The 23,394-nt window shown below is 52.0% G+C and carries 26 protein-coding genes and 1 pseudogene; 9 read left to right on the top strand and 18 right to left on the bottom strand.

Translation table 11 applies throughout. The features are described from left to right. Positions 1-89 precede the first annotated feature (89 nt). The 3 genes from gloA to SK39_RS00845 all read right to left on the bottom strand — a co-directional run bounded on the left by gloA (position 90) and on the right by SK39_RS00845 (position 2,346). Positions 90-497, bottom strand: coding sequence for a lactoylglutathione lyase (gene gloA / locus SK39_RS00855; protein ID WP_003029198.1), 408 nt, complete (start codon positions 495-497; stop codon positions 90-92). 97 nt (positions 498-594) lie between these two features. After that, positions 595-1,692 carry an alkene reductase gene (gene nemA, locus SK39_RS00850; protein ID WP_003029197.1) on the bottom strand — a complete coding sequence of 366 codons (1,098 nt, stop codon included), beginning with the start codon at positions 1,690-1,692 and terminating at the stop codon, positions 595-597. A 54-nt stretch (positions 1,693-1,746) separates the two neighbouring features. Beyond that, positions 1,747-2,346 (bottom strand): TetR/AcrR family transcriptional regulator, encoded by a 600-nt coding sequence (locus SK39_RS00845; protein WP_003836447.1) that lies wholly within the window; start codon positions 2,344-2,346, stop codon positions 1,747-1,749. 101 nt (positions 2,347-2,447) lie between these two features. Here SK39_RS00845 and SK39_RS00840 point away from each other — a divergent pair, with 101 nt between their 5' ends. The 3 genes from SK39_RS00840 (at position 2,448) to sodC (ending at position 4,239) form a co-directional block, all read left to right on the top strand. Further along, positions 2,448-2,687, top strand: coding sequence for a DUF1289 domain-containing protein (locus SK39_RS00840; RefSeq protein WP_003029191.1), 240 nt, complete (start codon positions 2,448-2,450; stop codon positions 2,685-2,687). A gap of 49 nt (positions 2,688-2,736) precedes the next feature. Beyond that, complete coding sequence (locus SK39_RS00835; RefSeq protein WP_003029189.1) at positions 2,737-3,633, top strand: aldo/keto reductase; 897 nt, start codon at positions 2,737-2,739, stop codon at positions 3,631-3,633. An 81-nt stretch (positions 3,634-3,714) separates the two neighbouring features. Next, positions 3,715-4,239: a superoxide dismutase [Cu-Zn] SodC gene (sodC, locus tag SK39_RS00830; RefSeq protein WP_048216498.1), complete on the top strand. Its 525-nt coding sequence runs from the start codon at positions 3,715-3,717 to the stop codon at positions 4,237-4,239. Here sodC and SK39_RS00825 read toward each other — a convergent pair. The 3 genes and pseudogenes from SK39_RS00825 to SK39_RS00815 form a co-directional block, all read right to left on the bottom strand. Then, positions 4,215-6,255 (bottom strand): annotated as a pseudogene (locus SK39_RS00825) (FUSC family protein). The gene sodC and the pseudogene SK39_RS00825 sit on opposite strands and share 25 nt — an antisense overlap. Then, positions 6,252-7,115, bottom strand: a complete 864-nt coding sequence (locus SK39_RS00820; RefSeq protein WP_003836440.1) for an efflux RND transporter periplasmic adaptor subunit — start codon at positions 7,113-7,115, stop codon at positions 6,252-6,254. The pseudogene SK39_RS00825 and the gene SK39_RS00820 overlap by 4 nt, the downstream one beginning before the upstream one ends. A 2-nt stretch (positions 7,116-7,117) precedes the next feature. Beyond that, positions 7,118-7,354, bottom strand: a complete 237-nt coding sequence (locus tag SK39_RS00815) for a DUF1656 domain-containing protein (protein ID WP_003029180.1) — start codon at positions 7,352-7,354, stop codon at positions 7,118-7,120. A gap of 192 nt (positions 7,355-7,546) precedes the next feature. Between SK39_RS00815 and slyA the strand changes: the two genes are divergently transcribed. Further along, positions 7,547-7,987 carry a transcriptional regulator SlyA gene (gene slyA, locus SK39_RS00810; protein WP_019076732.1) on the top strand — a complete coding sequence of 147 codons (441 nt, stop codon included), beginning with the start codon at positions 7,547-7,549 and terminating at the stop codon, positions 7,985-7,987. A gap of 46 nt (positions 7,988-8,033) precedes the next feature. On the opposite strand, the gene slyB is transcribed toward slyA, so the two are convergent. Next, a complete protein-coding gene (gene slyB / locus SK39_RS00805; RefSeq protein ID WP_003029175.1) occupies positions 8,034-8,501 on the bottom strand; it encodes an outer membrane lipoprotein SlyB in 468 nt (155 codons plus the stop codon). A 274-nt stretch (positions 8,502-8,775) separates the two neighbouring features. Between slyB and anmK the strand changes: the two genes are divergently transcribed. From anmK to pdxY, 5 genes are all read left to right on the top strand, one after another. Continuing rightward, on the top strand, positions 8,776-9,897 hold the full coding sequence (gene anmK / locus SK39_RS00800; protein ID WP_048216496.1) for an anhydro-N-acetylmuramic acid kinase: 1,122 nt from the start codon (positions 8,776-8,778) through the stop codon (positions 9,895-9,897). A gap of 87 nt (positions 9,898-9,984) precedes the next feature. Further along, positions 9,985-10,314, top strand: a complete 330-nt coding sequence (gene mliC, locus SK39_RS00795) for a C-type lysozyme inhibitor (protein ID WP_003029170.1) — start codon at positions 9,985-9,987, stop codon at positions 10,312-10,314. A gap of 59 nt (positions 10,315-10,373) precedes the next feature. Next, the gene (gene pdxH, locus SK39_RS00790) at positions 10,374-11,030 is read left to right on the top strand and encodes a pyridoxamine 5'-phosphate oxidase (RefSeq protein ID WP_003029169.1); all 657 of its coding nucleotides are present in this window, start codon (positions 10,374-10,376) and stop codon (positions 11,028-11,030) included. A 126-nt stretch (positions 11,031-11,156) separates the two neighbouring features. After that, complete coding sequence (tyrS, locus tag SK39_RS00785) at positions 11,157-12,431, top strand: tyrosine--tRNA ligase (RefSeq protein WP_003029168.1); 1,275 nt, start codon at positions 11,157-11,159, stop codon at positions 12,429-12,431. A gap of 64 nt (positions 12,432-12,495) precedes the next feature. Next, positions 12,496-13,356 carry a pyridoxal kinase PdxY gene (gene pdxY / locus SK39_RS00780; protein WP_003029165.1) on the top strand — a complete coding sequence of 287 codons (861 nt, stop codon included), beginning with the start codon at positions 12,496-12,498 and terminating at the stop codon, positions 13,354-13,356. Positions 13,357-13,439: 83 nt separating this feature from the next. On the opposite strand, the gene gstA is transcribed toward pdxY, so the two are convergent. The 11 genes from gstA to ydgT all read right to left on the bottom strand — a co-directional run bounded on the left by gstA (position 13,440) and on the right by ydgT (position 23,284). Continuing rightward, positions 13,440-14,045 (bottom strand): glutathione transferase GstA, encoded by a 606-nt coding sequence (gstA, locus tag SK39_RS00775; protein ID WP_048216495.1) that lies wholly within the window; start codon positions 14,043-14,045, stop codon positions 13,440-13,442. Positions 14,046-14,149: 104 nt separating this feature from the next. Next, positions 14,150-15,655: a dipeptide/tripeptide permease DtpA gene (gene dtpA, locus SK39_RS00770; RefSeq protein ID WP_003029162.1), complete on the bottom strand. Its 1,506-nt coding sequence runs from the start codon at positions 15,653-15,655 to the stop codon at positions 14,150-14,152. 614 nt (positions 15,656-16,269) lie between these two features. Beyond that, the gene (nth, locus tag SK39_RS00765) at positions 16,270-16,905 is read right to left on the bottom strand and encodes an endonuclease III (RefSeq protein WP_003029161.1); all 636 of its coding nucleotides are present in this window, start codon (positions 16,903-16,905) and stop codon (positions 16,270-16,272) included. Continuing rightward, complete coding sequence (locus SK39_RS00760; RefSeq protein ID WP_003029158.1) at positions 16,902-17,597, bottom strand: electron transport complex subunit E; 696 nt, start codon at positions 17,595-17,597, stop codon at positions 16,902-16,904. Before SK39_RS00760 ends, nth begins: the two co-directional genes overlap by 4 nt. 3 nt (positions 17,598-17,600) lie before the next feature. Continuing rightward, on the bottom strand, positions 17,601-18,221 hold the full coding sequence (gene rsxG, locus SK39_RS00755; RefSeq protein ID WP_032935825.1) for an electron transport complex subunit RsxG: 621 nt from the start codon (positions 18,219-18,221) through the stop codon (positions 17,601-17,603). Positions 18,222-18,230: 9 nt separating this feature from the next. Next, positions 18,231-19,283, bottom strand: coding sequence for an electron transport complex subunit RsxD (gene rsxD / locus SK39_RS00750; protein WP_032935823.1), 1,053 nt, complete (start codon positions 19,281-19,283; stop codon positions 18,231-18,233). Continuing rightward, complete coding sequence (rsxC, locus tag SK39_RS00745; RefSeq protein ID WP_048216494.1) at positions 19,284-21,308, bottom strand: electron transport complex subunit RsxC; 2,025 nt, start codon at positions 21,306-21,308, stop codon at positions 19,284-19,286. Next, a complete protein-coding gene (gene rsxB, locus SK39_RS00740) occupies positions 21,301-21,879 on the bottom strand; it encodes an electron transport complex subunit RsxB (RefSeq protein ID WP_003029148.1) in 579 nt (192 codons plus the stop codon). Before rsxB ends, rsxC begins: the two co-directional genes overlap by 8 nt. After that, complete coding sequence (gene rsxA / locus SK39_RS00735) at positions 21,879-22,460, bottom strand: electron transport complex subunit RsxA (protein WP_003029144.1); 582 nt, start codon at positions 22,458-22,460, stop codon at positions 21,879-21,881. The genes rsxB and rsxA overlap by 1 nt, the downstream gene beginning before the upstream one ends. A gap of 76 nt (positions 22,461-22,536) precedes the next feature. After that, a complete protein-coding gene (locus SK39_RS00730) occupies positions 22,537-22,977 on the bottom strand; it encodes a DUF2569 domain-containing protein (protein ID WP_003832803.1) in 441 nt (146 codons plus the stop codon). Positions 22,978-23,068: 91 nt separating this feature from the next. Continuing rightward, positions 23,069-23,284, bottom strand: coding sequence for a transcription modulator YdgT (gene ydgT, locus SK39_RS00725; protein WP_003029138.1), 216 nt, complete (start codon positions 23,282-23,284; stop codon positions 23,069-23,071). Positions 23,285-23,394 lie beyond the last annotated feature (110 nt).

Genomic DNA, 23,394 nt, shown 5'->3' with positions numbered 1-23,394 from the left:
CTCTTAATACGGGAAAATTGCAGCGCGTATTATGGCAAAATGATGAGTATAAAACTACGGGCACAGACGATCTGCGCCCGAGGGGGAAGTTAGTCGCCCAGGCCTCGCCCGGCGTCTTTCTCTTCGATCAGCTCAATTTTATAGCCGTCCGGATCTTCAACGAACGCAATCACTGTGGTGCCGCCTTTTACCGGACCCGCTTCACGCGTTACGTTACCGCCATTCTGGCGAATACGTTCACAGGCTTCAGCCGCGTTGTCTACGCTCAGGGCAATATGGCCATAGGCAGTACCCAGCTCATACTTGTCGACACCCCAGTTATAGGTCAGTTCGATTACGGCTTCACTGGTTTCAGGACCGTAGCCGACAAAAGCCAGAGAGTACTTGTATTCAGGGTTTTCGCTGGTACGCAGCAGCTTCATGCCCAGCACGTTGGTATAAAACTCGATGGAACGCTGCAGGTCACCCACGCGCAGCATGGTATGGAGTAAACGCATCTTTTTCCCCTTCGAAAATGGCTAATACATTCAAAATGTTGTTTTAGTATAGCGGCGTTGTTACGCCGCTATCAATGGCAGAACGGAGATTGTGACGTTAGAGGGTAGGATAGTCGGTGTAACCTTCCGCGCCGCCGCCGTAGAAGCTCTCGGCACGTTGCGGATTCAGCTCCGCTTTGCGTTGCAGACGCGCCACCAGATCCGGGTTAGCAATATAGGCGCGACCAAAAGCAACGGCGTCGATCAGACCTTTCTCGATCAGCGCTTCTGCCTTTTCAGGGGTGTAGGCACCAGCACCAATGATAGGACCGTGGAAGCGCGCGCGAACTTTTTCGCGGAACGCATCGGAATACGGCTCACCACCGGCCCAATCCGGCTCAGACATGTGCAGGTAAGCGATTCCACGCTTGCCCAATTGTTCAATCAGATACAGCGCATCGGCTTCTTCGTTCGGACCGTTGTCAACGTTCTGGAATGAGCCAATCGGGGAGACGCGAATACCAATACGATCGGCACCCCATTCTTTAATACCGGCATCAACCACTTCCAGCACAAGACGCGCACGATTTTCGACGCTACCGCCGTATTGATCGGTACGCTGATTAGAGGTTGGCGACAGGAACTGGTGCAGCAGGTAGCCGTGGGCAGAGTGCAGTTCAACCATGTCGAAACCCGCTTCGCGCGCGTTGGCTATCGCCTGACGGAAGTCATTAACGATGCCCGGAATCTCTTCGGTTTCCAGCGCACGTGGCATTGAGGTATCGGCACGCGTTGCCAGGCCGTTTTCATCGCGCAGCGAGGTGCGGGTTCCAGCACTAATCGCGGAAGGTGCAACTGGAGCTTGACCATTTGGTTGCAGACTGGCGTGAGAGATGCGTCCGGTGTGCCACAACTGGACAGCAATATGACCTTGCTCAGCGTGTACGGCAGCGGTGATTTTCTTCCATGCGGCAATTTGCGCTTCGCTGTGTAAGCCGGGTGCTCCGGCATAGCCTTTCGCCTGTGCGGAAATCTGCGTCGCTTCGCTGATAATAAGACCCGCGCTGGCGCGTTGACGGTAATACTCGGCCATCAGCGGAGTAGGGATGTCGCCAGGCTCAATACTGCGCAGACGCGTCAGTGGCGCCATGAATACGCGGTTTGCTGCCGTAATGGCACCCACTTTCAGTGGGGAAAACAGTTTTTCAGATGACATGTGGTACTCCTGAATAGACCGGTCGTCTAGTAATAAAGGAAATAAAAACGCCTGTTAAACGGCAGGCGTTGTGATGATGTTTTTAACGTGCGCCAGCGCATTTTCCAGCGGAGTAGCGCTACGAGAAATCTTGGCCTGCAGGTTGGCGCCAAGCCACAGCGCATACAGTACCTGCGCCTGCTGTAACGGCTCGCCAACAAAGGACAGACAATGGCTGGCCTGACCTTTCTCCAGTGCCTGCGCTAACAGCACAATAATGTGCCGCGCGCCTTTATCCATCGCTGTGCGCATATCTTCTGACAGATCGCACACTTCGGCAGAAAGTTTTACAGTTAAACAGCCGCTAATAATGCCGTGCTGGCTAAACTGGTTCAGGGTTTCCTGATAGTAGGCCAGAATGCGGTCGCGGTAGTTTCCCGCTCCCGTATCAAAGTGTGTAGCCAGTCGCTGATGATAGGCCGCGTAGTGGCGTTCCAGCATCGCGACACCGAACGCTTCTTTAGAGCGAAAATAATGATAAAACGAACCTTTGGGCACTTCAGCGGTTTTCAATAGTTCGCTTAAACCCATGCCGGTGAAGCCGCGCTGCATACACAGCAGTTCGCCAGTCGCCAGCAGATGTTCGCGTGTGTCGTGTTCAGTGATTTTGTTCATGAAAAGGAGTGTAATAGACCAGTCGGTCTAATGCAATAGCGCTTGCGAGAAATTCAGTTAACGTCTTCAATAAGTATATCAATCTTACTAAAGGAGGGGATGTGGCCGAACAGCTGGAGTTTTTCCCCGTCCAGAGCCCATGCCGTGGAATATGTCAGTCTGACGAACGCGGATTTTGCCGTGGCTGTTTTCGCAGTCGGGATGAGCGTTTTAACTGGCAAAAGATGAGCGATGCCCAAAAGCAGGAAGTGCTACGGCTTTGTCGTCAGCGCCTGATGCGTAAATTACGTGCGAACAAAGCCAACCCTTCGGAAGAACCGCAACAACCTTCACTCTTTTAAAAGCGTAATTGCGTATACTCGAGGCACATTCACTTAAAAGGAAGCTGCTATGGTTCAGCGTATTACTATTGCGCCGCAAGGCCCGGAATTTTCTCGCTTTGTGATGGGGTACTGGCGCCTGATGGACTGGAATATGTCCGCGCGCCAGCTAGTCAGCTTTATTGAAGAGCATCTGGATCTGGGCGTGACCACCGTCGATCACGCCGATATCTACGGTGGATACCAGTGTGAAGCGGCGTTTGGTGAGGCTATGAAACTGGCTCCCCATTTGCGTGAAAAAATGCAGATTGTGACCAAATGCGGGATCGCGACGACGGCGCGCGCGGAAAATGCGCTGGGCCATTACATTACCGACAGCGCGCATATTATTGCCAGTGCGGAAGAATCGCTGAAGCTGCTGGCGACCGATCATATTGATCTGTTGCTGATCCACCGCCCCGATCCGCTTATGGATGCTGACGACGTCGCCGACGCTTTCAAAAAATTGCACCACAGTGGCAAAGTGCGTCACTTTGGTGTCTCTAATTTCACCCCGGCACAGTTCTCATTGTTGCAATCGCGTCTGCCGTTTACGCTGGCGACCAACCAGGTTGAAATCTCTCCGGTACATCAGCCGCTCCTGCTGGATGGCACTTTAGATCAACTGCAGCAGTTGCGTATTCGTCCAATGGCCTGGTCCTGCCTCGGCGGCGGTCGCTTGTTTAATGACGATGCGTTCCAGCCATTACGAAATGAACTTGCCGCGATCGCAGAAGAGCTAAACGCGCAGTCTATTGAACAGGTGGTGTACGCCTGGATTTTACGTTTGCCGTCTCAGCCGCTGCCGATTATAGGCTCAGGAAAAATAGAGCGCGTACGCGCCGCCATTGAGTCTGAGACGCTGAACATGTCTCGCCAGCAATGGTTCCGCATTCGTAAAGCGGCACTGGGTTACGACGTACCTTAATCGCGTTTTTGGTGCATCTCCGTTCAAAATTGTGTCACTGGTTTACACTTAACAATCAGACACCTTTTGGACGGAGGTCTTATGAAGCGTTTGAGTTTGGCCATCATCACTCTACTCGCCTGTGCAGGTGCGCAGGCTGCCATTGAAGAAAAAGTGACGATGAATCTGGTCACGTCGCAAGGCGTTGGCCAGGCGATTGGTACGGTCACTATTGCTGAAACTGCAAAGGGGCTGGAGTTTTCGCCCGATCTGAAAGCGTTGCCGCCGGGAGAACATGGCTTCCATGTGCATATGAACGGCAGCTGCCAACCGGCGATTAAAGAAGGGAAAGCCTCAGCCGCGGAATCGGCTGGAGGCCATTATGATCCGCAGCAAACCGGCAAACATGAAGGCCCGGAAGGCGCAGGTCATATGGGTGACCTGCCGCTGCTGGTGGTGAATAACAACGGAAACGCCACAACACCGGTCATTGCGCCGCGCCTCAAAACGCTCGATGAGGTTAAAGGCAAAGCGCTGATGATCCATGTGGGCGGCGATAATATGTCCGATCAACCGAAACCGCTTGGCGGTGGCGGAGCGCGCTACGCCTGTGGTGTTATCAAATAATCAACTACTGAGAGTGCCCGGCGGTGGCGCCTGTTCGAGTTGTGAAAGCGAGCAGTGTAGCCGCCAGACCAATGCCGATAACTCCTGTGCAGCAGGTTGATGATGGTGGGCAAGCGTATCGCAGATGCGTTGTAGCTCACTCAGCGTGGCATTCAGTGGTCGTTGCTGGACGCCACGTTCGCTCATTACATCGCGCAGCAGAGAGATACACACGTCCCTGACGCGAGCCAGCGGATCCGAACGCGCCTCCCAGGTGCGCAGTTGCCACACCACGTGCGAGCAGTTCAGCAATACGACCCCCCAACGTAATAACCAGCGTCGCGCCAGCGCATCCTGACTGCTGCTGAGCTGGCTGACGTGATGATAGGTCAGCGATTCAAATTCGTTTTCACTGAGTGATGGGTGTCGGCTGAGCTGATCGACAAAATCCCGGCGCAGGGCGCGAATATGGCGGCGACTTTTCCGTGCATCCGATCCAGGCCGCAGAATGGCGAAGGCCAGCCATGACAGCGCCACACCAGTGATTTTCGCCATATTGTCATTCAGGAAATCAGCAAAATCATATACCGGCGGATTGGTTACCGCGATAAACGAACCCATAAATACAATCAGTTGCCCCCAAAGACCTGCCAGGGCTGGCATTTGCAGCTTTAACAGTTGCATGGTGGCGAGTAGCGGGAAGAGAAAGAGAATGAATTGCCAGAGGTCGGAAATTTGCACCATCAGGCCAAACTTAACCACAAAGCTAAACAGCGACAGCAAAACCAGCGTGCGCATCAGCAAAGAAAGCGACTTGAACGGCGTGGCAACGGCGGAATACAGCACACTGCTGATGGCGGCGAGCGTGAGGGCGCCAGAGCCTGATTCCCATTGTGCGCCAATGCTCCATGCGCCGATAAGCATCAAAGTGCAGAACGTACGTAACCCGCTCCAGATAGCTTCCGCATTATCGGTATGACGGGCAAGCCCCGGCGTGCGGACGATATTAATACGCTCGGCGGTAACGCCATTTTCCAGTAAATGCAGATAATGACTGCTGCGCAGGTAGAGCCGACAAAAATAACGCAGTCGTTGCCAGAAGGCGACGTGTCGATAGTCGCGTGCATCGACGGGTCGCAGTGGGGCAATAATACGTGCAACGGTGTAGCTATTAGCATTGGATTTTATCAGTTCGCTGAGCAACTGCTCGATAATTTCCCGGGTATTGGAAGGGGGATTAGGCCAGTTCAACAGCATCCTGCGCAGACTGGAAATCACGCTGGTCATCCTTAACTGTTGATGCAACAGCGAATTGAGCAAAGCATTTTGTCGGCGAAAACGGTAGTGGCTCCAGAACGCCTGAATACGCAGCAGGTTCATGGTAAGAATCTGACCGATAACACCTTCATGGGCTGTGCGAATGGCGTCCGTGGTTTCTGGTTGCCAGAGTAGGCTGGCATGTTCCAGTAAACGTGAATGCATGTTTTTCAATGCAGTCAGTAACGTGATGCCATCGGAGGTGCTGGGCAGGATCATCATCATCACACCGCCACACAAGATACCGACGATGACTTCACACACGCGTGCCTGCGCGATATCCCATAACTGCGTAATTTCCACGGTATTGACCATGGGAAACGCAATGATCGCCGCCGTATAACCCGCCAGTTGAAAGGCGTAGGCAACGTTATTGGTGAAATGCGCACAGGCCCAGGTACAAAAACCGATCCACACCGACATGCTCAGCAAGAACAACCACGGCTCATTAAGGGTATGACCGGCAATAATCAATGCGGCGGTGGCACCCAGTAAGCTCCCCGCCACGCGACCCAGACTTTTGCTGATAACCCCGCCAACGGTGGGAAAACTGACCACCGCCGCTGAGGTCATCGCCCAATAGGGTTCGTCCAGATTCAGATAATAAGCAAAAGTTAACGCCAGACACATCGCAATGGTGTTACGCAGCGCATAACGCCACTGTGCCGCCGTGGCTTTAAACCACGGCAAATTGGCAGGTGTCAGGCGGGGTAGTTTCATTTACGCTGGCCGATGGATACGCTGCAGGTTGTACCTGATACCAGCGTGACATCCCGCGGCAGGGCGTCGAATTCGATGCGTACCGGGATACGCTGCGCCAGACGCACCCACGGCACGTTGGGCTTGATATCTGGAATCAGGCCGGAATCACTTTCCACACTTTGATCGTAGATAGCACGACCAATACTGGAAACGTGACCCTGTAACTTTATATCACCGCTGTAGAGCGTGATGAGGGCAGGTGCACCTTCGCGAATGTGGCGCAACTTAGTTTCTTCAAAATACCCCATTACATAAAAAGAGTGACTGTCGACGAGAGCAAACAGAGGTTTCCCGGTTGAAGCGTAGTCTCCGGGACGGGTTGAAAGATTGGTGACCCAGCCCGCTACGGGGGCTTTGACCACCGTTTGCGTCAATTGCCACTGTGCCTGGCGCAGACTGGCCTCTGCTGCTTCAACACTCGCCTGCATGGCTTTCACGTTGAGATTTGCGGTATCCAGATCCTCGGCTGAGATGTAATTTTGCGATAAATGACGGCGGCGGTTGGCTTCGTTATTGGCTTTCGCCAGGTCAGACTGCGCTTTTGCAAGTTGCGCTTGCGCATTCAGTTCAGCAATGTGAAATGGTGTCTTGTCGATAATAAAAAGGACATCGCCTTTATTCACAAACTGGTTATCTTTTATATAGAGTTCGCTAATGCTACCTGACACCTGTGGCGTAATGCTGACCTGCTCAGCTCGCACTTTGCCATCACGTGTCCAGGGCGATTGCATATAGTAATTCCACATCCACCATCCGGCGAAAACTGCGATTGCAGCGACTATAATAGTGGAGAAGTATTTAACGGTTTTAAGCGACATAATCACCACGCTATCAGCATAACAAAGGCCAGACATACGCAAAGCGTAAAGAGTGACAGATCCATTAACAAGGGATGCCAGATTTCGCCAGAGTAAATCCAGTCGCGCAGTAGGCGATGAACAACCAACCAGAGAATAAAGCCTGCTACAATCGCCTTGAAAACAGGAGGGAAGTAGACAGATGCGCCGATCATTAAATCTTGTAGGGGCAATCCTGTTGCATTAAACATAAACTTCACGGGCAAAATCCTTGGCGGAAGAGAGCATTGCTATAGGTTTAGCAAAAAAGAGACAATGAGTCTCCGTAACGCATGATGTCTGAAAAAATGTCAGCCGGTAAGCAAATTTGGCAATACATTTGTTTTGGGAATACAAATGCTGCACACTATTCTAAAATCAGCACAATAACTTAGCAAGCTAATTATAAGGAGATGAAATTGGAATCGCCATTAGGTTCTGATCTGGCACGGTTGGTGCGCATTTGGCGTGCTCTGATTGACCATCGCCTGAAACCTCTGGAGTTGACGCAGACGCATTGGGTTACGCTGCACAACATTCATCAGTTGCCGCCGGATCAATCGCAGATTCAGTTGGCTAAAGCGATTGGCATCGAGCAGCCTTCGTTGGTACGTACGCTTGACCAGTTAGAGGAAAAGGGACTCATTTCACGACAGACTTGCGCCAGCGATCGTCGGGCAAAGAGAATTAAACTGACAGAAAAAGCAGAGCCGTTGATCGCTGATATGGAAGCGGTTATCAACAAGACGCGTGGAGAAATTTTGGAAGGGATTTCAGCTGAGGAAATTGATCTGCTGATTAAACTGGTCGCCAGGCTGGAACACAATATTATTGAGCTGCAGTCACAGGGCTGAAGCAACAAATGACGTGTGGCCAGAGTCTGACCACACGTGAATTTGATTAGCGTGGAGACACGGTAACCTGGCTGCCGTTGTTAGCCATAACAACGCGCTGGCCGGCTGAAAACTTGGTCGCACCCTGTTTCTGAACCACCATGATGGTATTACCATCATCCTTACGGATTTCCAGTTCCACACCCTGGGTTTTATTCATCGCACCTTGTACGCCTTGACCCGCTACGCCACCGGCAACTGCGCCTGCAGCCGTCGCTAATGAACGACCCGTACCGCCGCCGACGGTGTTACCGAGGAACCCGCCGAGTACCGCACCACCAATAGCACCAATCACGTTTGCGTCATCGCCACCCTGGATTTGCACCGGACGAACATGAACAATCGTACCGTAGGTAACGTTCTGAACTTGTTTCGCTTCGGATGCGGTATACACGTCACCTGAAAGGCTATCATTGTTAACGCAACCCGCTAAAGATACGCCCATTAATGAAACAATCAGCACACGTTTAATCATTTACAAATCTCCTTTGTCACCACGAAACGCTAATAAAGCACCCTTCATGGTTAAATTATATGGCATTTGTGAGCCTAAGATCACATGTTCTACTGGAACAATATGAAAATCTTAACCGAAATCGGATCAACCGAGTATAAACGAATCATTCATGTAATTGATGTAATTAAACGATCATTGTAATGATTAGCCACCAAAAATCATTAAGCAAGCATGGCATTAGTCGACACTTTATGGTTGAGTGTCAAGGCTAATTTGCTTAAAAGGATGACCTATGAAATCGGGCCGTTTTATCGGTGTAATGTCTGGAACCAGCCTTGATGGCGTCGATGTTGTGCTGGCGACAATAGATGAAACGATGGTTGCGCAGCAGGCGAGTCTGACCTGGCCCATCCCCATTCATGTTAAACAGGCGATTCTGGATATCTGCCAGGGGCAGCAGCTTACACTTTCTCAGTTTGGTCAGTTGGACGCGCAGCTCGGTTATTTATTTGCTGAGGCGGTGAATGCGTTATTGGCGCAAGAAAAATTGAAACCGCAGGATATCGTTGCGATTGGTTGCCACGGGCAAACCGTGTGGCATGAACCGAACGGTGCTGCGCCACACACGCTGCAAATTGGCGATAACAACCAGATTGTTGCGCGTACAGGGATAACCGTAGTCGGCGATTTTCGTCGACGTGATATTGCACTTGGCGGGCAGGGTGCACCGCTCGTTCCCGCGTTTCATCAGGCACTGCTGGCACATCCAACGGAACGGCGGATGGTGTTAAACATCGGCGGGATTGCCAATCTGTCTCTGCTTATTCCGCAACAACCCGTTCGCGGATACGACACCGGGCCGGGCAATATGCTGATGGATGCCTGGATCTGGCGGCAATGCGGTCAACCTTACGACAAAGATGCGCAGTGGGCCATTTCGGGAATGGTTATCCTGCCGTTACTGCAAAATATGCTTAGCGACCCTTATTTCTCCGCGCCTGCGCCGAAAAGCACTGGTCGTGAGTATTTCAATTATGGCTGGATAGAACGTCATCTGGTGCAGTTCCCGGGGATTAGTCCGCGGGATGTGCAGGCGACGCTTGCCGAACTGACCGCGGTGACCATTTCAGAGCAGGTCTTGCTAAGCGGCGGCTGTGAACGGCTCATGGTCTGCGGTGGAGGAAGCCGTAATCCGCTGCTGATGATGCGTCTGGCGGCACTATTGCCGGGAACAGAGGTCACCTCAACGGATGAAGCCGGGATCAGCGGCGATGATATGGAAGCGTTAGCCTTTGCCTGGCTGGCGTGGCGGACACTGGCCGGATTACCTGGAAATCTGCCTTCCGTGACTGGCGCATCAGAGCCGAGCGTTTTAGGGGCTATTTATCCTGCTAATCCACGAACTCAGAGTTAACTGAAATTATTCAGCACTGTATGCCGGTAAACTAGGGATATTAGGGAGGGTTCCATTACCCTCCGGGACCAGGAAAGTCTTCAGGATATGGCTATGAAAAAACTATTGTTAGTGTGTCTGCCGGTACTGCTTAGCGGGTGTAGCGTATACAACCAATTTGTTGAGCGTATGCAAACGGATACGCTCGAATACCGCTGCGACGAAAAACCGCTTACCGTCAAGCTGAACAATACCCGCCAGACGGCAAGCTTTGTTTATGATAATCAGCTATTGAACCTCAAACAGGGCGTGTCGGCATCAGGTGCGCGCTATACCGATGGAATCTACGTTTTCTGGTCTAAAGGCGACGAGGCAACGGTCTATAAACGAGACAGAATTGTGCTAAATAACTGTCAGTTACAGAACCCGAAGCGTTGAGATTTTCACCTGGGCGGCGCACAATAGCGTCACCCACTGACAATCCGTAGCCCAACATCATGTCTGATAACGACGAATTGCAGCAAATCGCGCATCTGCGCCGTGAATACACGAAAGGCGGTCTTCGCCGCCGCGATCTTCCCGCCGAACCTCTTGCGCTGTTTGAGCGCTGGCTGGGGCAAGCCTGTGACGCCAAACTGGCCGATCCCACCGCGATGGTCGTTGCGACCGTCGATGAAAATGGCCAGCCGTATCAGCGTATCGTGTTACTCAAACATTATGATGACAAAGGGCTGGTGTTCTATACCAACCTTGGCAGCCGTAAGGCGCATCAGATCGAGAAAAATCCACGCATCAGCCTTTTATTTCCCTGGCATACGCTGGAACGGCAGGTGATGGTGATCGGCAAGGCTGAGCGTCTCTCCACGTTAGAAGTAGTGAAATACTTCCACAGTCGCCCACGCGATAGCCAGATTGGCGCCTGGGTCTCTAAGCAATCCAGCCGGATCTCAGCTCGTGGTATTCTTGAAAGTAAATTTCTCGAGTTGAAGCAGAAGTTTCAGCAAGGAGAAGTTCCGCTGCCAAGTTTCTGGGGCGGCTTTCGCGTGAGTATTGAGCAAATGGAGTTCTGGCAAGGTGGTGAAAACCGCTTACACGATCGTTTTTTATACCAACGCGAAGATAACGCGTGGAAAATTGATCGCCTGGCCCCCTAAAGATGCAAATTTCTTGTTTTAAGCGCTGGTGCTGATCAATCCGGCGCTTTATTCTATGTTTCTTTCGCATCAGGCGAAAAGTCGTGTACCGGCAAAGGTGCAGTCGTTTTATACATGGAGATTTTGATGGCAAGCAGTAACTTGATTAAACAATTGCAAGAGCGGGGGCTGGTGGCCCAGGTGACGGACGAGGAAGCGTTAGCAGAGCGACTGGCGCAAGGCCCGATCGCGCTCTATTGCGGCTTCGATCCTACCGCTGACAGCTTGCATTTGGGGCATCTGGTTCCATTGTTATGCCTGAAACGCTTCCAGCAGGCAGGCCATAAGCCTGTCGCACTGGTAGGTGGCGCAACTGGTCTGATTGGTGACCCGAGCTTTAAAGCCGCCGAGCGTAAACTGAATACCGAGGACACCGTGCAGGAGTGGGTGGATAAAATCCGCAAACAGGTTGCACCGTTCCTCGATTTCGACTGTGGCGACAACTCGGCGATTGCTGCGAACAACTACGACTGGTTTGGCGGTATGAACGTACTGACTTTCCTGCGTGATATCGGCAAACACTTCTCCGTTAACCAGATGATCAACAAAGAAGCGGTTAAGCAGCGTCTGAACCGTGACGATCAGGGGATCTCCTTTACCGAGTTTTCTTACAACCTGCTGCAGGGTTATGACTTTGCCTGCCTGAATAAGCTGCACGGCGTGGCACTGCAGATTGGTGGTTCTGACCAGTGGGGTAACATTACTTCGGGTATCGATTTGACCCGTCGTCTGCATCAGAATCAGGTGTTTGGTCTGACCGTACCACTGATTACTAAAGCTGATGGCACCAAATTCGGTAAGACGGAAGGCGGCGCAGTGTGGCTGGATCCGAAGAAAACCAGTCCGTACAAATTCTACCAGTTCTGGATCAACACCGCCGATGCGGACGTTTATCGCTTCCTGAAATTCTTCACTTTCATGGATATTGAAGAGATCAATGCGCTGGAAGAAGAAGATAAAAACAGCGGTAAAGCGCCGCGTGCCCAGTATGTTCTGGCCGAACAGGTTACGCGTCTGGTTCACGGTGAAGAAGGTCTGGTCGCGGCAAAACGCATTACCGAAAGCTTGTTCAATGGCAATCTCAGCGATTTGAGTGAAGCAGATTTCGAACAGCTGGCGCAGGATGGCGTGCCGATGATCGAGATGGATAAAGGTGCCGATTTGATGCAGGCGCTGGTAGACTCCGAGCTGCAACCTTCTCGCGGTCAGGCCCGTAAGACCATTGCGTCTAACGCGGTGACCATCAACGGTGAGAAGCAGTCCGATCCGGAATATTTCTTCCAGGAGAGTGATATCCTGTTCGGGCGCTATACCTTACTGCGCCGTGGCAAGAAGAACTATTGTCTGATTTGCTGGAAGTAAGATTGCGTTAGCAGGGGCGTGGGAAACTACGCCCCTTTATTTTTTCAGGGTTGTGATAAGTAAAATGAAGAATATCCTCGCCATCCAGTCCCACGTTGTTTTTGGCCATGCGGGCAACAGTGCAGCAGAATTTCCGATGCGTCGTCTTGGCGCAAACGTCTGGCCGTTGAATACCGTCCAGTTTTCAAACCACACGCAGTATGGCAAATGGACCGGTTGCGTTATGCCGCCGAGCCATCTGACTGAAATTGTCCAGGGCATTGCTGATATTGATAAACTCCAGACCTGTGACGCAGTACTGAGCGGCTATCTTGGCTCAGCTGAACAGGGCGAGCATATTCTGGGTATTGTACGTAAAGTAAAAGCGGCCAACCCGCAGGCAAAATACTTTTGCGATCCGGTGATGGGACACCCTGAAAAGGGGTGTATCGTAGCTCCGGGTGTGGCGGAATTTCATGTACGTCATGCGCTTCCGGCTAGTGACATTATTGCCCCGAATTTGGTTGAGCTCGAAATTCTGTGCGAGCATGCGGTGAACAATGTCGATGAGGCCGTTGCGGCGGCGCGTGAACTGATCGCTCAGGGACCTGAAATTGTACTGGTGAAGCATCTGGCACGCGCAGGTATTAGCACCGACCGTTTCGAGATGCTGCTGGTCACCGCTGAGCAGGCGTGGCATATCAGTCGCCCGCTGGTCGATTTTGGCACACGTCAACCGGTTGGTGTGGGTGATGTTACCAGTGGCTTGTTGCTGGTGAAACTGTTACAGGGCGCGTCTTTACAGCAGGCGCTTGAGCATGTGACTGCGGCAGTGTACGAAGTGATGATCGCCACCAAAGAGATGCACGAGTATGAGCTGCAGGTGGTGGCTGCACAGGATCGCATTGCCAAGCCTGAACACTACTTCAGCGCAACGCAGTTGTAATCAATGCCCGATGGCGTTCACGCTTATCGGGCATATTTTTAGCTGTAGGCCGGGCAAGCGCAAGCACCACCCGGCAGCAACAATTAATTTAACCCTTCTGCTTTAAGCGCCGCGGCAACCGCCGGGCGTTCAGCCATACGCGCCATATACGCGTCAATATGGCTTAATCCTGCCATATTCAGCTTAACCGCATAGGCCCAACGCAGTACGGTAAACAGGTAGGCATCGGCGATGCTGAAGCGCGGGCCGCAGATCCATTGGTTATCTTTTAGCGAGTCGTTCACATACTGCATTTTTTTCTCCAGCAGCGCGCGAACGGTTGGCTTGAAGTCTTCCGGCGTATCGGGACGGAACAGTGGCGTAAAGCCTTTATGCAGTTCTGTCGCAATGTAGTTAAGCCATTCGATGGTTTTGTAACGGGAGAGGCTGCTGGTAGGGGCAAGGAGCTGACGGTCTGGCACGCTGTCCGCCAGGTATTGCATGATGGCGACACCTTCGGTAAGTAGCGTACCGTCATCCAGCAGCAGTGCGGGAACTTGCCCTTTTGGGTTTACCGCGAAAAAATCATTGCCATTTTCCAGACGTTTCTTCATCAGATCAACACCATCCAGCGTGAAATCTTTACCGCTCTCACGAAGTGTGATGTGGGAAGCGAGAGAACAAGCGCCCGGTTTGTAGAACAGTTTCATCGGTAACTCCTTTTGGCTGAGGTATATCGTATGGTAGTGCTACCTCATGCAAAAAAAAAGCCGCTAACAACAGTTAGCGGCCTGAAAATGAGTTTCCCTGAGAATTACGCTGTCGCGGCCTTAGCGGCTTTCTCATCGGCTTCGTCATCCTGAGTCATACGGTTCAGTTTCGGAGCCGTCAGCAGCATCAGAACAGCGATAACAGCCGTCGCAACACCAATCTGCAGGAACACACGACCGTAGACTTCAAGGGACATCAGCGGGTCAGTCACATTCTCTGGTACAGCCATCATGTTAGCGACGTAGCCACCGATGATGTTTGCACCGGCAGTGGTCAGGAACCAGCTACCCATGATGAAGCCCATCAGGCGTTGCGGAACCAGCTGTGCCACCATTGCCAGACCCAGACCGGAGATCATCAGCTCACCGATACTTTGCAGGCCATAGCAGATAATCAGCCAGTTAACGGAAACGATGCCCGCATCGGTAGCGAATTTCGCGCCCAGCGGCAGGATCAGGAATGCACCGGAACACAGCACCATACCAATCGCAAACTTGGTCGGCATCGGCAGGGTATCGCCCATCTTGTTATAGATAGCGGCGAGGATTGGGCTACCAATGATGATCCAGAACGGATTCAGCGCCTGGTACTGTTCAGGTTCGAAAGCAATGCCAAGAATAGAGTGCTCAACGTTACGAATCGCAAAGAAGTTCAGTGAGGTCGGCATCTGGCTGTACAGCACGAAGAAGATAATCGCTTCCAGCATCAGAATGAAGGCGACGATCATTTTACGACGCGCAGCACCTTTCATGGTGAAGGCTTCTTTACCGAAGATAAACACGATACCAATGGCAATTACACCCAGAACCATACGTGCGATCTGCTGGTTGTGCAGCAGCCAGGTCGCAATCGCGATCAGAACCACAACGCCAACGATAGTCAGCAGCAGGTTACGGAAGTTGATTGGTTCAAAGTCAGGTTTAGAACCGTATTGTTTAACCCAGCGCTGACAGAATGCGAAGTTAACAACGGTAATCAGCATACCCACGACGCTCAGCGCAAACGCGGTGCTCCAGCCGTAACGCGCAGCTAACCATGGCGTTGCCAGCATAGAGAAGAATGAACCGATGTTGACGGACATGTAGTACATGGTAAATGCACCATCAAGACGCGGGTCATCTTTGGCATAGCAGGTAGAGAGCAGGGAGGATGGGTTTGCTTTAAACAGGCCGTTACCGACCGCGATAGCCGCCATGCCCATATAAACGATACCCGCATCGTGACCGGACCATGCTACCAGCGCATAACCAATGGCCAGGACAACGGCACCCAGCATAATGACGCGTTTTGTACCCAGAACTTTATCACCTAACCAGCCGCCAATCGCAACCAGGCCATATACCAGGGCGCTAAAGGAGGAGAAAAGGGTGATGGAATCCGCTTCTGACATGCCCAGTTGTTTAACCAGGTAGACGGCCATGATCCCTTGCAGGCCGTAATAACCAAAACGTTCCCACAGCTCAATAGAGAAAATGAGATAGAACGCTTTTGGTTGTTTGAAGGCGTTTAAACTTACGCTTTCTGTTGGTTTATTGTTTGCAGTAGACACTTTTACCTCTTTTTTTACATCCCATATCAACGGGGGTGTTCAGGTACGTGATGAGTCAAGTTCATCCGTCCGATTGTTATAGTGGGAGGGGAAACGGCAAGTAATGTTCACTATCTTGACCATTCAGACAAGTGGTTTGTAATAATCTGTTACATATATCATGACTGGTGAAATCGTCGGGGCTGCGAAATGTTATCTAGCGTTAAATTTCTTCATTTGTAAAATAGCAGATTTTTACACTGTTTAATCACCGCTAAAACCGCAATGTGGCGATATGTTCTGCTATTTAAGGTTGAATCCAGTGATATAGGCCATTATCTGAAAAATAGGCAGTGTAATGTTTTGTTTATAAACTGTGCAGTTAGGTCATCTAATTGTCACTTTAACTAAAAAATAAAAACTTATTAACATTGTGTTAGCTGGATGATCTGGATCACGTATAGATAGAAATTTCTTTTGCTAAAAAAACGATTAACCTGCTCAGGTGTTAATTAACAAGAATATTGCATTAGATTTGAGCAATTGAATGGCATCATTGTCGGGAAAAGAAACATTGGGGAGTGCATAACTAAACGTTATGTATGGTATGGGGCAAAGAGGATGCCCCGACAGCATTAGATATCGACTTTCTCTTTGAATTCGCAGAGATCTTCGATGATACAGGAACCACAACGTGGCTTTCTGGCTATACAGGTGTAGCGGCCATGAAGAATTAACCAGTGGTGGCAATCGACTTTAAATTCACTGGGTACGACTTTCAGTAGCTTTTCTTCTACCTGCTCGACGTTTTTACCTGGGGCGAATTGTGTCCGGTTACATACCCGGAAAATGTGGGTATCTACGGCAATAGTGGGCCAGCCAAAGGCGGTATTTAACACCACATTAGCCGTCTTGCGCCCAACGCCGGGGAGAGCTTCTAACGCAGCACGGTCTTCAGGCACTTCACCATTATGTTGTTCCAGCAGAATGCGGCAGGTTTTAATTACGTTTTCCGCTTTGCTGTTAAACAAACCGATTGTCTTGATGTAGGACTTAACACCTTCAACTCCGAGCTCCAGCATCGCAGCAGGCGTATTGGCGACGGGGTATAGTTTAGCCGTCGCTTTATTGACGCTGACATCGGTGGCCTGAGCGGATAGCAAGACCGAAATCAGCAGTTCAAACGGCGATGTAAAATTAAGCTCGGTTGTCGGATGCGGGTTGTTATCCCGCAGGCGAGTCAGTATTTCCAGACGTTTTGCTTTGTTCATGAGACATTCCCTGTTTCACCAGCTGGACTGTCCGCGACAGCCGCTTCGGCACGACGTTTCTTCATTCTCTCATCAATCAGGTACTTAACTGCCAGCATCAAGCCCAGACCAATAAACGCGCCTGGTGGCAGCATGGCCAGCAGAAACGGCGTATCAGTATGGAAGATCTCAACGCGCAATACTTTGGCCCAGTTACCCAACAAACCGTCTGCGCCATCAAACAGTGTACCGTTACCAATTATTTCACGCAGCGAGCCCAGAACAAACATGGCGCCGGTCGCCCCCATACCGATGGAAAAACCATCGAGTGCGGATAATGCAGGGCCTTTTTTGGCGGCGAAGGCTTCTGCGCGGCCAACAACAATACAGTTGGTCACAATCAGCGGGATAAAGATGCCCAGAGACTGATACAGGCCAAAGGCATAGGCATTGATCAGCATCTGCACCGCACTCACCACGGAGGCGATGATCATGACATAAATTGGAATACGGATTTCAGGCGGAGTCCAGCGACGAAGGGCCGAAATCGTCAGGTTGGTCAGCGTCAGAACGAGCGTCGTCGCGAGCCCCAGCCCCAGCGCGTTAGTGGCGGTAGAGGTAACAGCCAACAGCGGACACATCCCGAGTAGCTGCACAAGCGCGGAGTTATTTTTCCATAACCCCTGGACAATAACGTCTTTAATTTCGCTCATGGTTTATTCTCCACAGGCGCTAAGTTGAGGAAGCTGCGCGGGTAGCGTCTGCGCATACAAACCGGCGCGTTTTACTGCGTTCACTACCGCCCGCGGCGTAATGGTTGCGCCAGTAAACTGGTCAAAGTCGCCGCCGTCTTTTTTCACAGCCCAGTGGGCATCGTTACCCGTAGCGATCGTTTTGCCGCTAAAGTGGGTGATCCAGTCGGACAGTCGCAGTTCGATTTTATCGCCCAGTCCCGGGGTTTCATGATGCTCGGTTACCCGCGTACCCAACACGGTACCCGTAAAATCGACACCGACCAGCAGTTGAATCGCCCCGGAATACCCATCTGGCGCCGTAGCTTCAAGAATTGCTGCAACGGGACGGTCGTCCTGGCGGGCAATATACACGCGGTGAGCACCTTTGCCCAATGCCTGCGCATTGACCAGATAACAGCTCTCAGACAAGTTATTATTGTAGCGATCGCCAGGTAGCACCTGATCGAACAGTGCTTTTTGCTGCAGCGCGGCCTGTTCATCAATGGTGGACTTGGTTAATTGATTGATTGCCGCGGTTAATCCCGTTGAACCAGCAGCAAACAGTGCCAGCGTAATACCGTGTTTACGAATCGTTTTCAGCATTGGGAGTCCTTAGCGATGTCCGTACACGCGAGGGCGGGTATAATAATCAATCAGGGGAACCGTGATATTTGCCAGTAATACAGCAAAGGCTACACCGTCAGGATAACCGCCAAAACTGCGAATCAACCATACTAACAACCCCGCAAGTGCGCCAAAAATCAGGCGGCCGCGGTTAGTTGTCGAGGCCGTAACGGGGTCGGTAAGAATAAAAAATGCACCCAGCATGGTTGCGCCGGAAAGCAGGTGTAACTGAGGAGACGCGAGTGACTCAGGTGAGAACAACCATCCCAGAGTGGCGCAAACGGCGAGCGACAGCAGGAAGCTAACCGGGATATGCCAGCGAATCGCCCCCTGCCATAACAGAACGATACCACCCGCCAGCCAGGCAAGATTAACCCACTGCCAGCCCGCGCCTGCCAGCACACCGCTGTAAATCGAGTATTGCATCACCTGTTCAACGGTATGCCCGGCATGCAGTGATGTCTTAAAGGTATCGAGAGGCGTTGCCTGGCTGATACCATCAATGCCCATACGCAGTGTATTCATATCCCCACCGCTGACGGTATGGCCGCTAAGGATAACGTTCAGCGCGTCAAAGAACCCAGGCACTGTAGCCGCAATTTCGTGCGGCGGCAGCCAACTGGTCATCTGTACTGGAAATGAGATTAGCAGCACGACGTAACCAATCATGGCAGGGTTAAACGGGTTCTGACCGAGACCGCCATACAGCTGTTTCGCAATGATAACCGCGAATACCGTGCCCAATACCACCATCCACCAGGGGGCGAGCGGGGGAATACTCACGGCCAGCAGCAACCCGGTGAGTAACGCAGAGTTGTCTTTTAAAATCGGCACAATGGGTTGTTTACGCAGTTTAAGCACGCCCGCTTCGGCAGCGATAGCGCTGATGGCGGCCAGAACTATCTGGAACAACGTACCCCAGCCGAAGAACCACAGCTGTGCGGCGATCCCCGGCAATGCCGCAAGTAACACCAACATCATGATACGTGATGTCTGGCGCTGGTTATGGGTATAAGGGGAGCTTGCTATTCTGAATACCATTTATTCCTCGTTAACAACCTGCTGCTGTGCGGCTTTCTTTGCCTGAGCGCGTGCGATAGCGGCCGCGACGGCGGCTTTGCGTGGATCAGCCGGTTCGGCTGTTTCCGGTACCACTTGCTGCTCGAGCTTGCGGGCCTTGGCGCGGGCAATGGCCGCTTCCACGGCGGCTTTACGCGGATCAACCGGTTCGGCTGTTTCCGGTACCACCTGCTGCTCGAGCTTGCGGGCTTTGGCGCGGGCGATGGCCGCTTCCACGGCGGCTTTGCGTGGATCAACCGGCTCGGCTGTTTCCGGTACCGCCTGCTGTTCGAGCTTGCGGGCTTTGGCGCGAGCAATTGCCGCTTCGACGGCAGCTTTACGCGGATCTGTACCCGTGCTGCTGCCTTCACTTTGCGGCGAATTTTCCTTACGGGAAGCACGAGCTTGTGCCTTACGCGCCTCGCGTGCGGCAATCACTGCGCTATTGTCAGGTTTTTCACCTGCCTGAATTACTACCGGCTGCAGCGCCTGAGCCTGTTTTTCTTTTACGCGAGCCAGCGCGGCGGCAATGGCATCATGGTCTTTGGCCGCCGGTTGAGCAGCGGCGCTCTTATGGCGTTCAAGACGCGCTGCTTTTTCACGTTCAAGGCGCGCCTGTCGGGCTTCAAACCGTGCTTTCGCTTCAGCGGCTCGTTTTTCTTCCTGGCTAATGGCGTAAATCTCGGCTTTTTCCTGGCGGAAATACTGCACCAACGGAATATTGCTTGGGCATACCCAGGCGCAGGCACCGCATTCAATGCAGTCGGCGATATTGTGGGCCGTTGCTTTGTCGTGCTGTTGCCCTTTACTGAACCAATAAAGCTGTTGTGGCAGGAGATCCGCCGGACAGGCATCGGCGCATGCGCTACAGCGAATGCAGCCTTTCTCTTCCGGCGTTTCACCCATTTCACTGGCAGAGGGGGCCAGAAGACAGTTGGTAATCTTCACCACCGGGACATCCAGCCATGGCAGCGTAAACCCCATCAGCGGTCCGCCCATAATCACCATCTGGTCGGCGGAAGGGCAGAAGCCCGCGTCGTTGAGCAGATGACGAACCGGCGTGCCCAAACGCGCCCAGACGTTGCCCGGACGGCTGACGGCTTCACCGGTAAGCGTCACGACACGTTCGGTGATCGGCTCACCGTCAATTACTGCACGTTTAATTGCATAGGCGGTACCGACGTTTTGCATCAATACCCCGATATCTGAGGAGCGTCCACCGTGGGGAACCTGCTTGCCAGTCAGGATTTGTGTTAACTGTTTAGCCCCGCCGGAAGGGTACTTGGTGGGGATCACGCGCAAACTGATGTCGTGTGAATCAGCCAGCACCGCGCGCAGCATAGATATTGCCTGCGGTTTGTTATCTTCTATGCCGAGGAGGATCTCGCGTGGCTGAAGAATGTGCGCCAGGATGCGGATTCCTTCGACGACCTGCGCCGCACAGTCCTGCATCAGGCGGTCATCTGCTGTAATGTACGGCTCGCATTCAGCGGCGTTAATGATCAGCGTTTCAATTTTATCTCCGCCGCCCTGCAGTTTAACGCCGGTGGGAAAACCTGCGCCACCCAGCCCGGCGACGCCGAACTGATGAATACGCGCAATCAGCTCTTCCCGGCTGTGGGAGCGGTAATCGGTCCAGCCGTCTCGCTCAATCCAGCGGTCTTCGCCATCGGCGTCTATGATAACGCTCAACTCAGCCAGTGCCGAAGGATGTGCGGTAGAGTGCGGGGCAATGGCAACCACGGTACCTGATGTTGGCGCATGGACTGGAAGCATTTTGCCACGCCCGCGGGTTAATGCCTGACCACGCAGCACGGTGTCACCCACGTTTACGCACAGTTCACCCTCCGCACCAATATGTTGTTTCAGCGGAATAACAAAACGCGGTGCCAGCGGAACCTGTCGCAACGGTGTTCCGTTTGACTGGGTTTTCATTTCTGGTGGATGAATGCCACCATCAAAGTCCCAGATTTTATTTTTTCTGAATGCAGAGAATAACTTAAACATGTTGTTCCACGGGAATGATGCGCACAGGGATGGTGTTTAAATCCCATTTCCAGCTATCGGGTGTCTCGGCTACCGGGCGTAATTCAATGCATTGCGTCGGGCACGGGTCAACACACAGGTTGCACCCAGTGCAGAGATCGCTCATTACCGTGTGCATGGCGCGGGTAGCGCCCACGATCGCATCGACCGGGCAGGCCTGAATACACTTAGTGCACCCGATACAGTTATTTTCATCAATGACCGCCAGCATACGCACCGGCGTAACGTCTTGTTCATCACCATCAATAGGCTGCGGATCGACGTTCAGCAGGGCGGCAATTTTTAACATCACCGCTTCGCCACCGGGGGCGCAACGGTTAATTTTTTCACCCTGAGAGCCGATCGCTTCAGCGTAAGGATGACAGCCCGGATAGCCGCACTGCCCACACTGGCTTTGCGGGAGAATTTCATCAATTTTCTCCACGACCGGATCATCTTCAACGGCAAAACGTCGTGAGGCGTACCCCAAAATAGCGCCGAACGCCAGACCCAGTACACTCACTGCGGCAACGGCAATCCAGATAGCATTCATTACAACTTCACCAAACCACTAAAGCCCATAAAGGCCAATGACATTAAACCAGCGGTAATCAGCGCAATCGCATTCCCGCGAAACGGCGCCGGGACGTCCGCCACGGCGAGGCGTTCGCGGATCGCGGCGAACAGTACCATCACCAGCGAGAAGCCGACGGCGGCGGAAAAACCGTATAGCGCCGACTGTAAAAAGTTATGGCCGAGGTTGATGTTCAGCAGCGCCACACCTAACACTGCGCAGTTAGTCGTGATCAGCGGTAGGAAGATCCCTAGTAGGCGGTACAGCGCAGGGCTGGTTTTGCGCACAACCATTTCGGTAAACTGCACGACGACGGCGATAACCAGAATAAAAGCCAGCGTGCGCAGATAGATGAGATTGAGCGGGATTAGGATCCAGGTATCAATCAGCCATGCGCAGATGGATGCCAGTGTCATGACAAACGTCGTGGCAAGGCCCATACCCATTGCGGTTTCCAGTTTTTTGGAAACGCCCATAAACGGGCAGAGGCCCAGAAACTTGACCAGTACAAAGTTATTGACCAGTACAGTTCCGACAAACAGCAGCAGGTAATCAGTCATTTTTCGGCCTGAAATAAAAAAGCCGCCTATTATCTGACAATCTACAACAGGCGACAACAGGTTAACTGTAGGGTTATTACGGGTTCACAAACGTCGATTTAACGCGCTGCGATCGCTTGAAGTAGGGCACCAACAGTGCTGCGGCCAGTAATGGGAACAGCAGTTGGCGCACGGCAAAAGCGTCTGGGACGGGTGAAAATGCAAACGCTTTAATCGCCAGCAACACGGAGATCAGCAGCCACAGAATGTAATGCTTGGGCACACAGGCTCTGCGTTTGAAAAACGCAATTGTCAGCCACAGTGTGTAATACCACATGGCGATCGCGGTAACAAAGGAGACGCCCCATAACAGCAAATTTGCTGTACTTTGCTCACCCAGCGTTTTGAAGGTTTGCGGTGTTGCCAGCGCAGTGACATAAAGTAATAACGCCAGCGAAGCGCTCAACAACGCGACTAACAGCCAGGCCAGTGGCCCAAGTAGCCAGCCTCCGATACGTTGTGCCGGTGTGGTAGTCATCTCTTCTCCAGTTTTACGCGCGCAATCAATCATGCCATTCATTTTGGGGCGATTATTATAAAGCTTTTAACGTTGAGCGCTACTTTCTTCTCTATTGCACGTAATGCCAGACTGATTTAGGTACCTGACCAACATCAAACAGACGGCCTCCGGATATAAGCTCCGCACGGCGATGGTCTGCGGCACGGTACATATTGATCATGTCGCTATCGTCGGTGAGCGTGTAGTTTAAATGGTCGAAAAGTTTTTCCAGACTTTCGAGTGAACTGATTTTGCGGAATTTTAATAAGTAATCCTGAACAGTCATAAATGCAGATCCATATTAATAAAATAATACCAACGGAGTAGAAAATATAAAAATAAACAACGTGCACAGGTAAAAGCGGATTTACGTGCAAATGTAAGAAGAGTGTTCAT

Origin of the sequence: Citrobacter sp. BIDMC107 (assembly GCF_001037575.1) — a bacterium.
GTDB lineage: Bacteria > Pseudomonadota > Gammaproteobacteria > Enterobacterales > Enterobacteriaceae > Citrobacter > Citrobacter freundii.
Note: the sequence above shows the minus strand (reverse complement) of the source record. Positions and strands in the feature narration are given on the sequence as shown.

Coding starts and splice junctions, on each gene's coding strand:
- gloA (WP_003029198.1), bottom strand. CDS start 497: ATGCGTTTACTCCATACCATGCTGCGCGTGGGTGACCTGCAGCGTTCC.
- nemA (WP_003029197.1), bottom strand. CDS start 1,692: ATGTCATCTGAAAAACTGTTTTCCCCACTGAAAGTGGGTGCCATTACG.
- SK39_RS00845 (WP_003836447.1), bottom strand. CDS start 2,346: ATGAACAAAATCACTGAACACGACACACGCGAACATCTGCTGGCGACT.
- SK39_RS00835 (WP_003029189.1), top strand. CDS start 2,737: ATGGTTCAGCGTATTACTATTGCGCCGCAAGGCCCGGAATTTTCTCGC.
- sodC (WP_048216498.1), top strand. CDS start 3,715: ATGAAGCGTTTGAGTTTGGCCATCATCACTCTACTCGCCTGTGCAGGT.
- SK39_RS00820 (WP_003836440.1), bottom strand. CDS start 7,115: ATGTCGCTTAAAACCGTTAAATACTTCTCCACTATTATAGTCGCTGCA.
- slyA (WP_019076732.1), top strand. CDS start 7,547: ATGAAATTGGAATCGCCATTAGGTTCTGATCTGGCACGGTTGGTGCGC.
- slyB (WP_003029175.1), bottom strand. CDS start 8,501: ATGATTAAACGTGTGCTGATTGTTTCATTAATGGGCGTATCTTTAGCG.
- anmK (WP_048216496.1), top strand. CDS start 8,776: ATGAAATCGGGCCGTTTTATCGGTGTAATGTCTGGAACCAGCCTTGAT.
- mliC (WP_003029170.1), top strand. CDS start 9,985: ATGGCTATGAAAAAACTATTGTTAGTGTGTCTGCCGGTACTGCTTAGC.
- pdxH (WP_003029169.1), top strand. CDS start 10,374: ATGTCTGATAACGACGAATTGCAGCAAATCGCGCATCTGCGCCGTGAA.
- tyrS (WP_003029168.1), top strand. CDS start 11,157: ATGGCAAGCAGTAACTTGATTAAACAATTGCAAGAGCGGGGGCTGGTG.
- pdxY (WP_003029165.1), top strand. CDS start 12,496: ATGAAGAATATCCTCGCCATCCAGTCCCACGTTGTTTTTGGCCATGCG.
- gstA (WP_048216495.1), bottom strand. CDS start 14,045: ATGAAACTGTTCTACAAACCGGGCGCTTGTTCTCTCGCTTCCCACATC.
- nth (WP_003029161.1), bottom strand. CDS start 16,905: ATGAACAAAGCAAAACGTCTGGAAATACTGACTCGCCTGCGGGATAAC.
- SK39_RS00760 (WP_003029158.1), bottom strand. CDS start 17,597: ATGAGCGAAATTAAAGACGTTATTGTCCAGGGGTTATGGAAAAATAAC.
- rsxG (WP_032935825.1), bottom strand. CDS start 18,221: ATGCTGAAAACGATTCGTAAACACGGTATTACGCTGGCACTGTTTGCT.
- rsxD (WP_032935823.1), bottom strand. CDS start 19,283: ATGGTATTCAGAATAGCAAGCTCCCCTTATACCCATAACCAGCGCCAG.
- rsxC (WP_048216494.1), bottom strand. CDS start 21,308: ATGTTTAAGTTATTCTCTGCATTCAGAAAAAATAAAATCTGGGACTTT.
- rsxB (WP_003029148.1), bottom strand. CDS start 21,879: ATGAATGCTATCTGGATTGCCGTTGCCGCAGTGAGTGTACTGGGTCTG.
- rsxA (WP_003029144.1), bottom strand. CDS start 22,460: ATGACTGATTACCTGCTGCTGTTTGTCGGAACTGTACTGGTCAATAAC.
- SK39_RS00730 (WP_003832803.1), bottom strand. CDS start 22,977: ATGACTACCACACCGGCACAACGTATCGGAGGCTGGCTACTTGGGCCA.
- ydgT (WP_003029138.1), bottom strand. CDS start 23,284: ATGACTGTTCAGGATTACTTATTAAAATTCCGCAAAATCAGTTCACTC.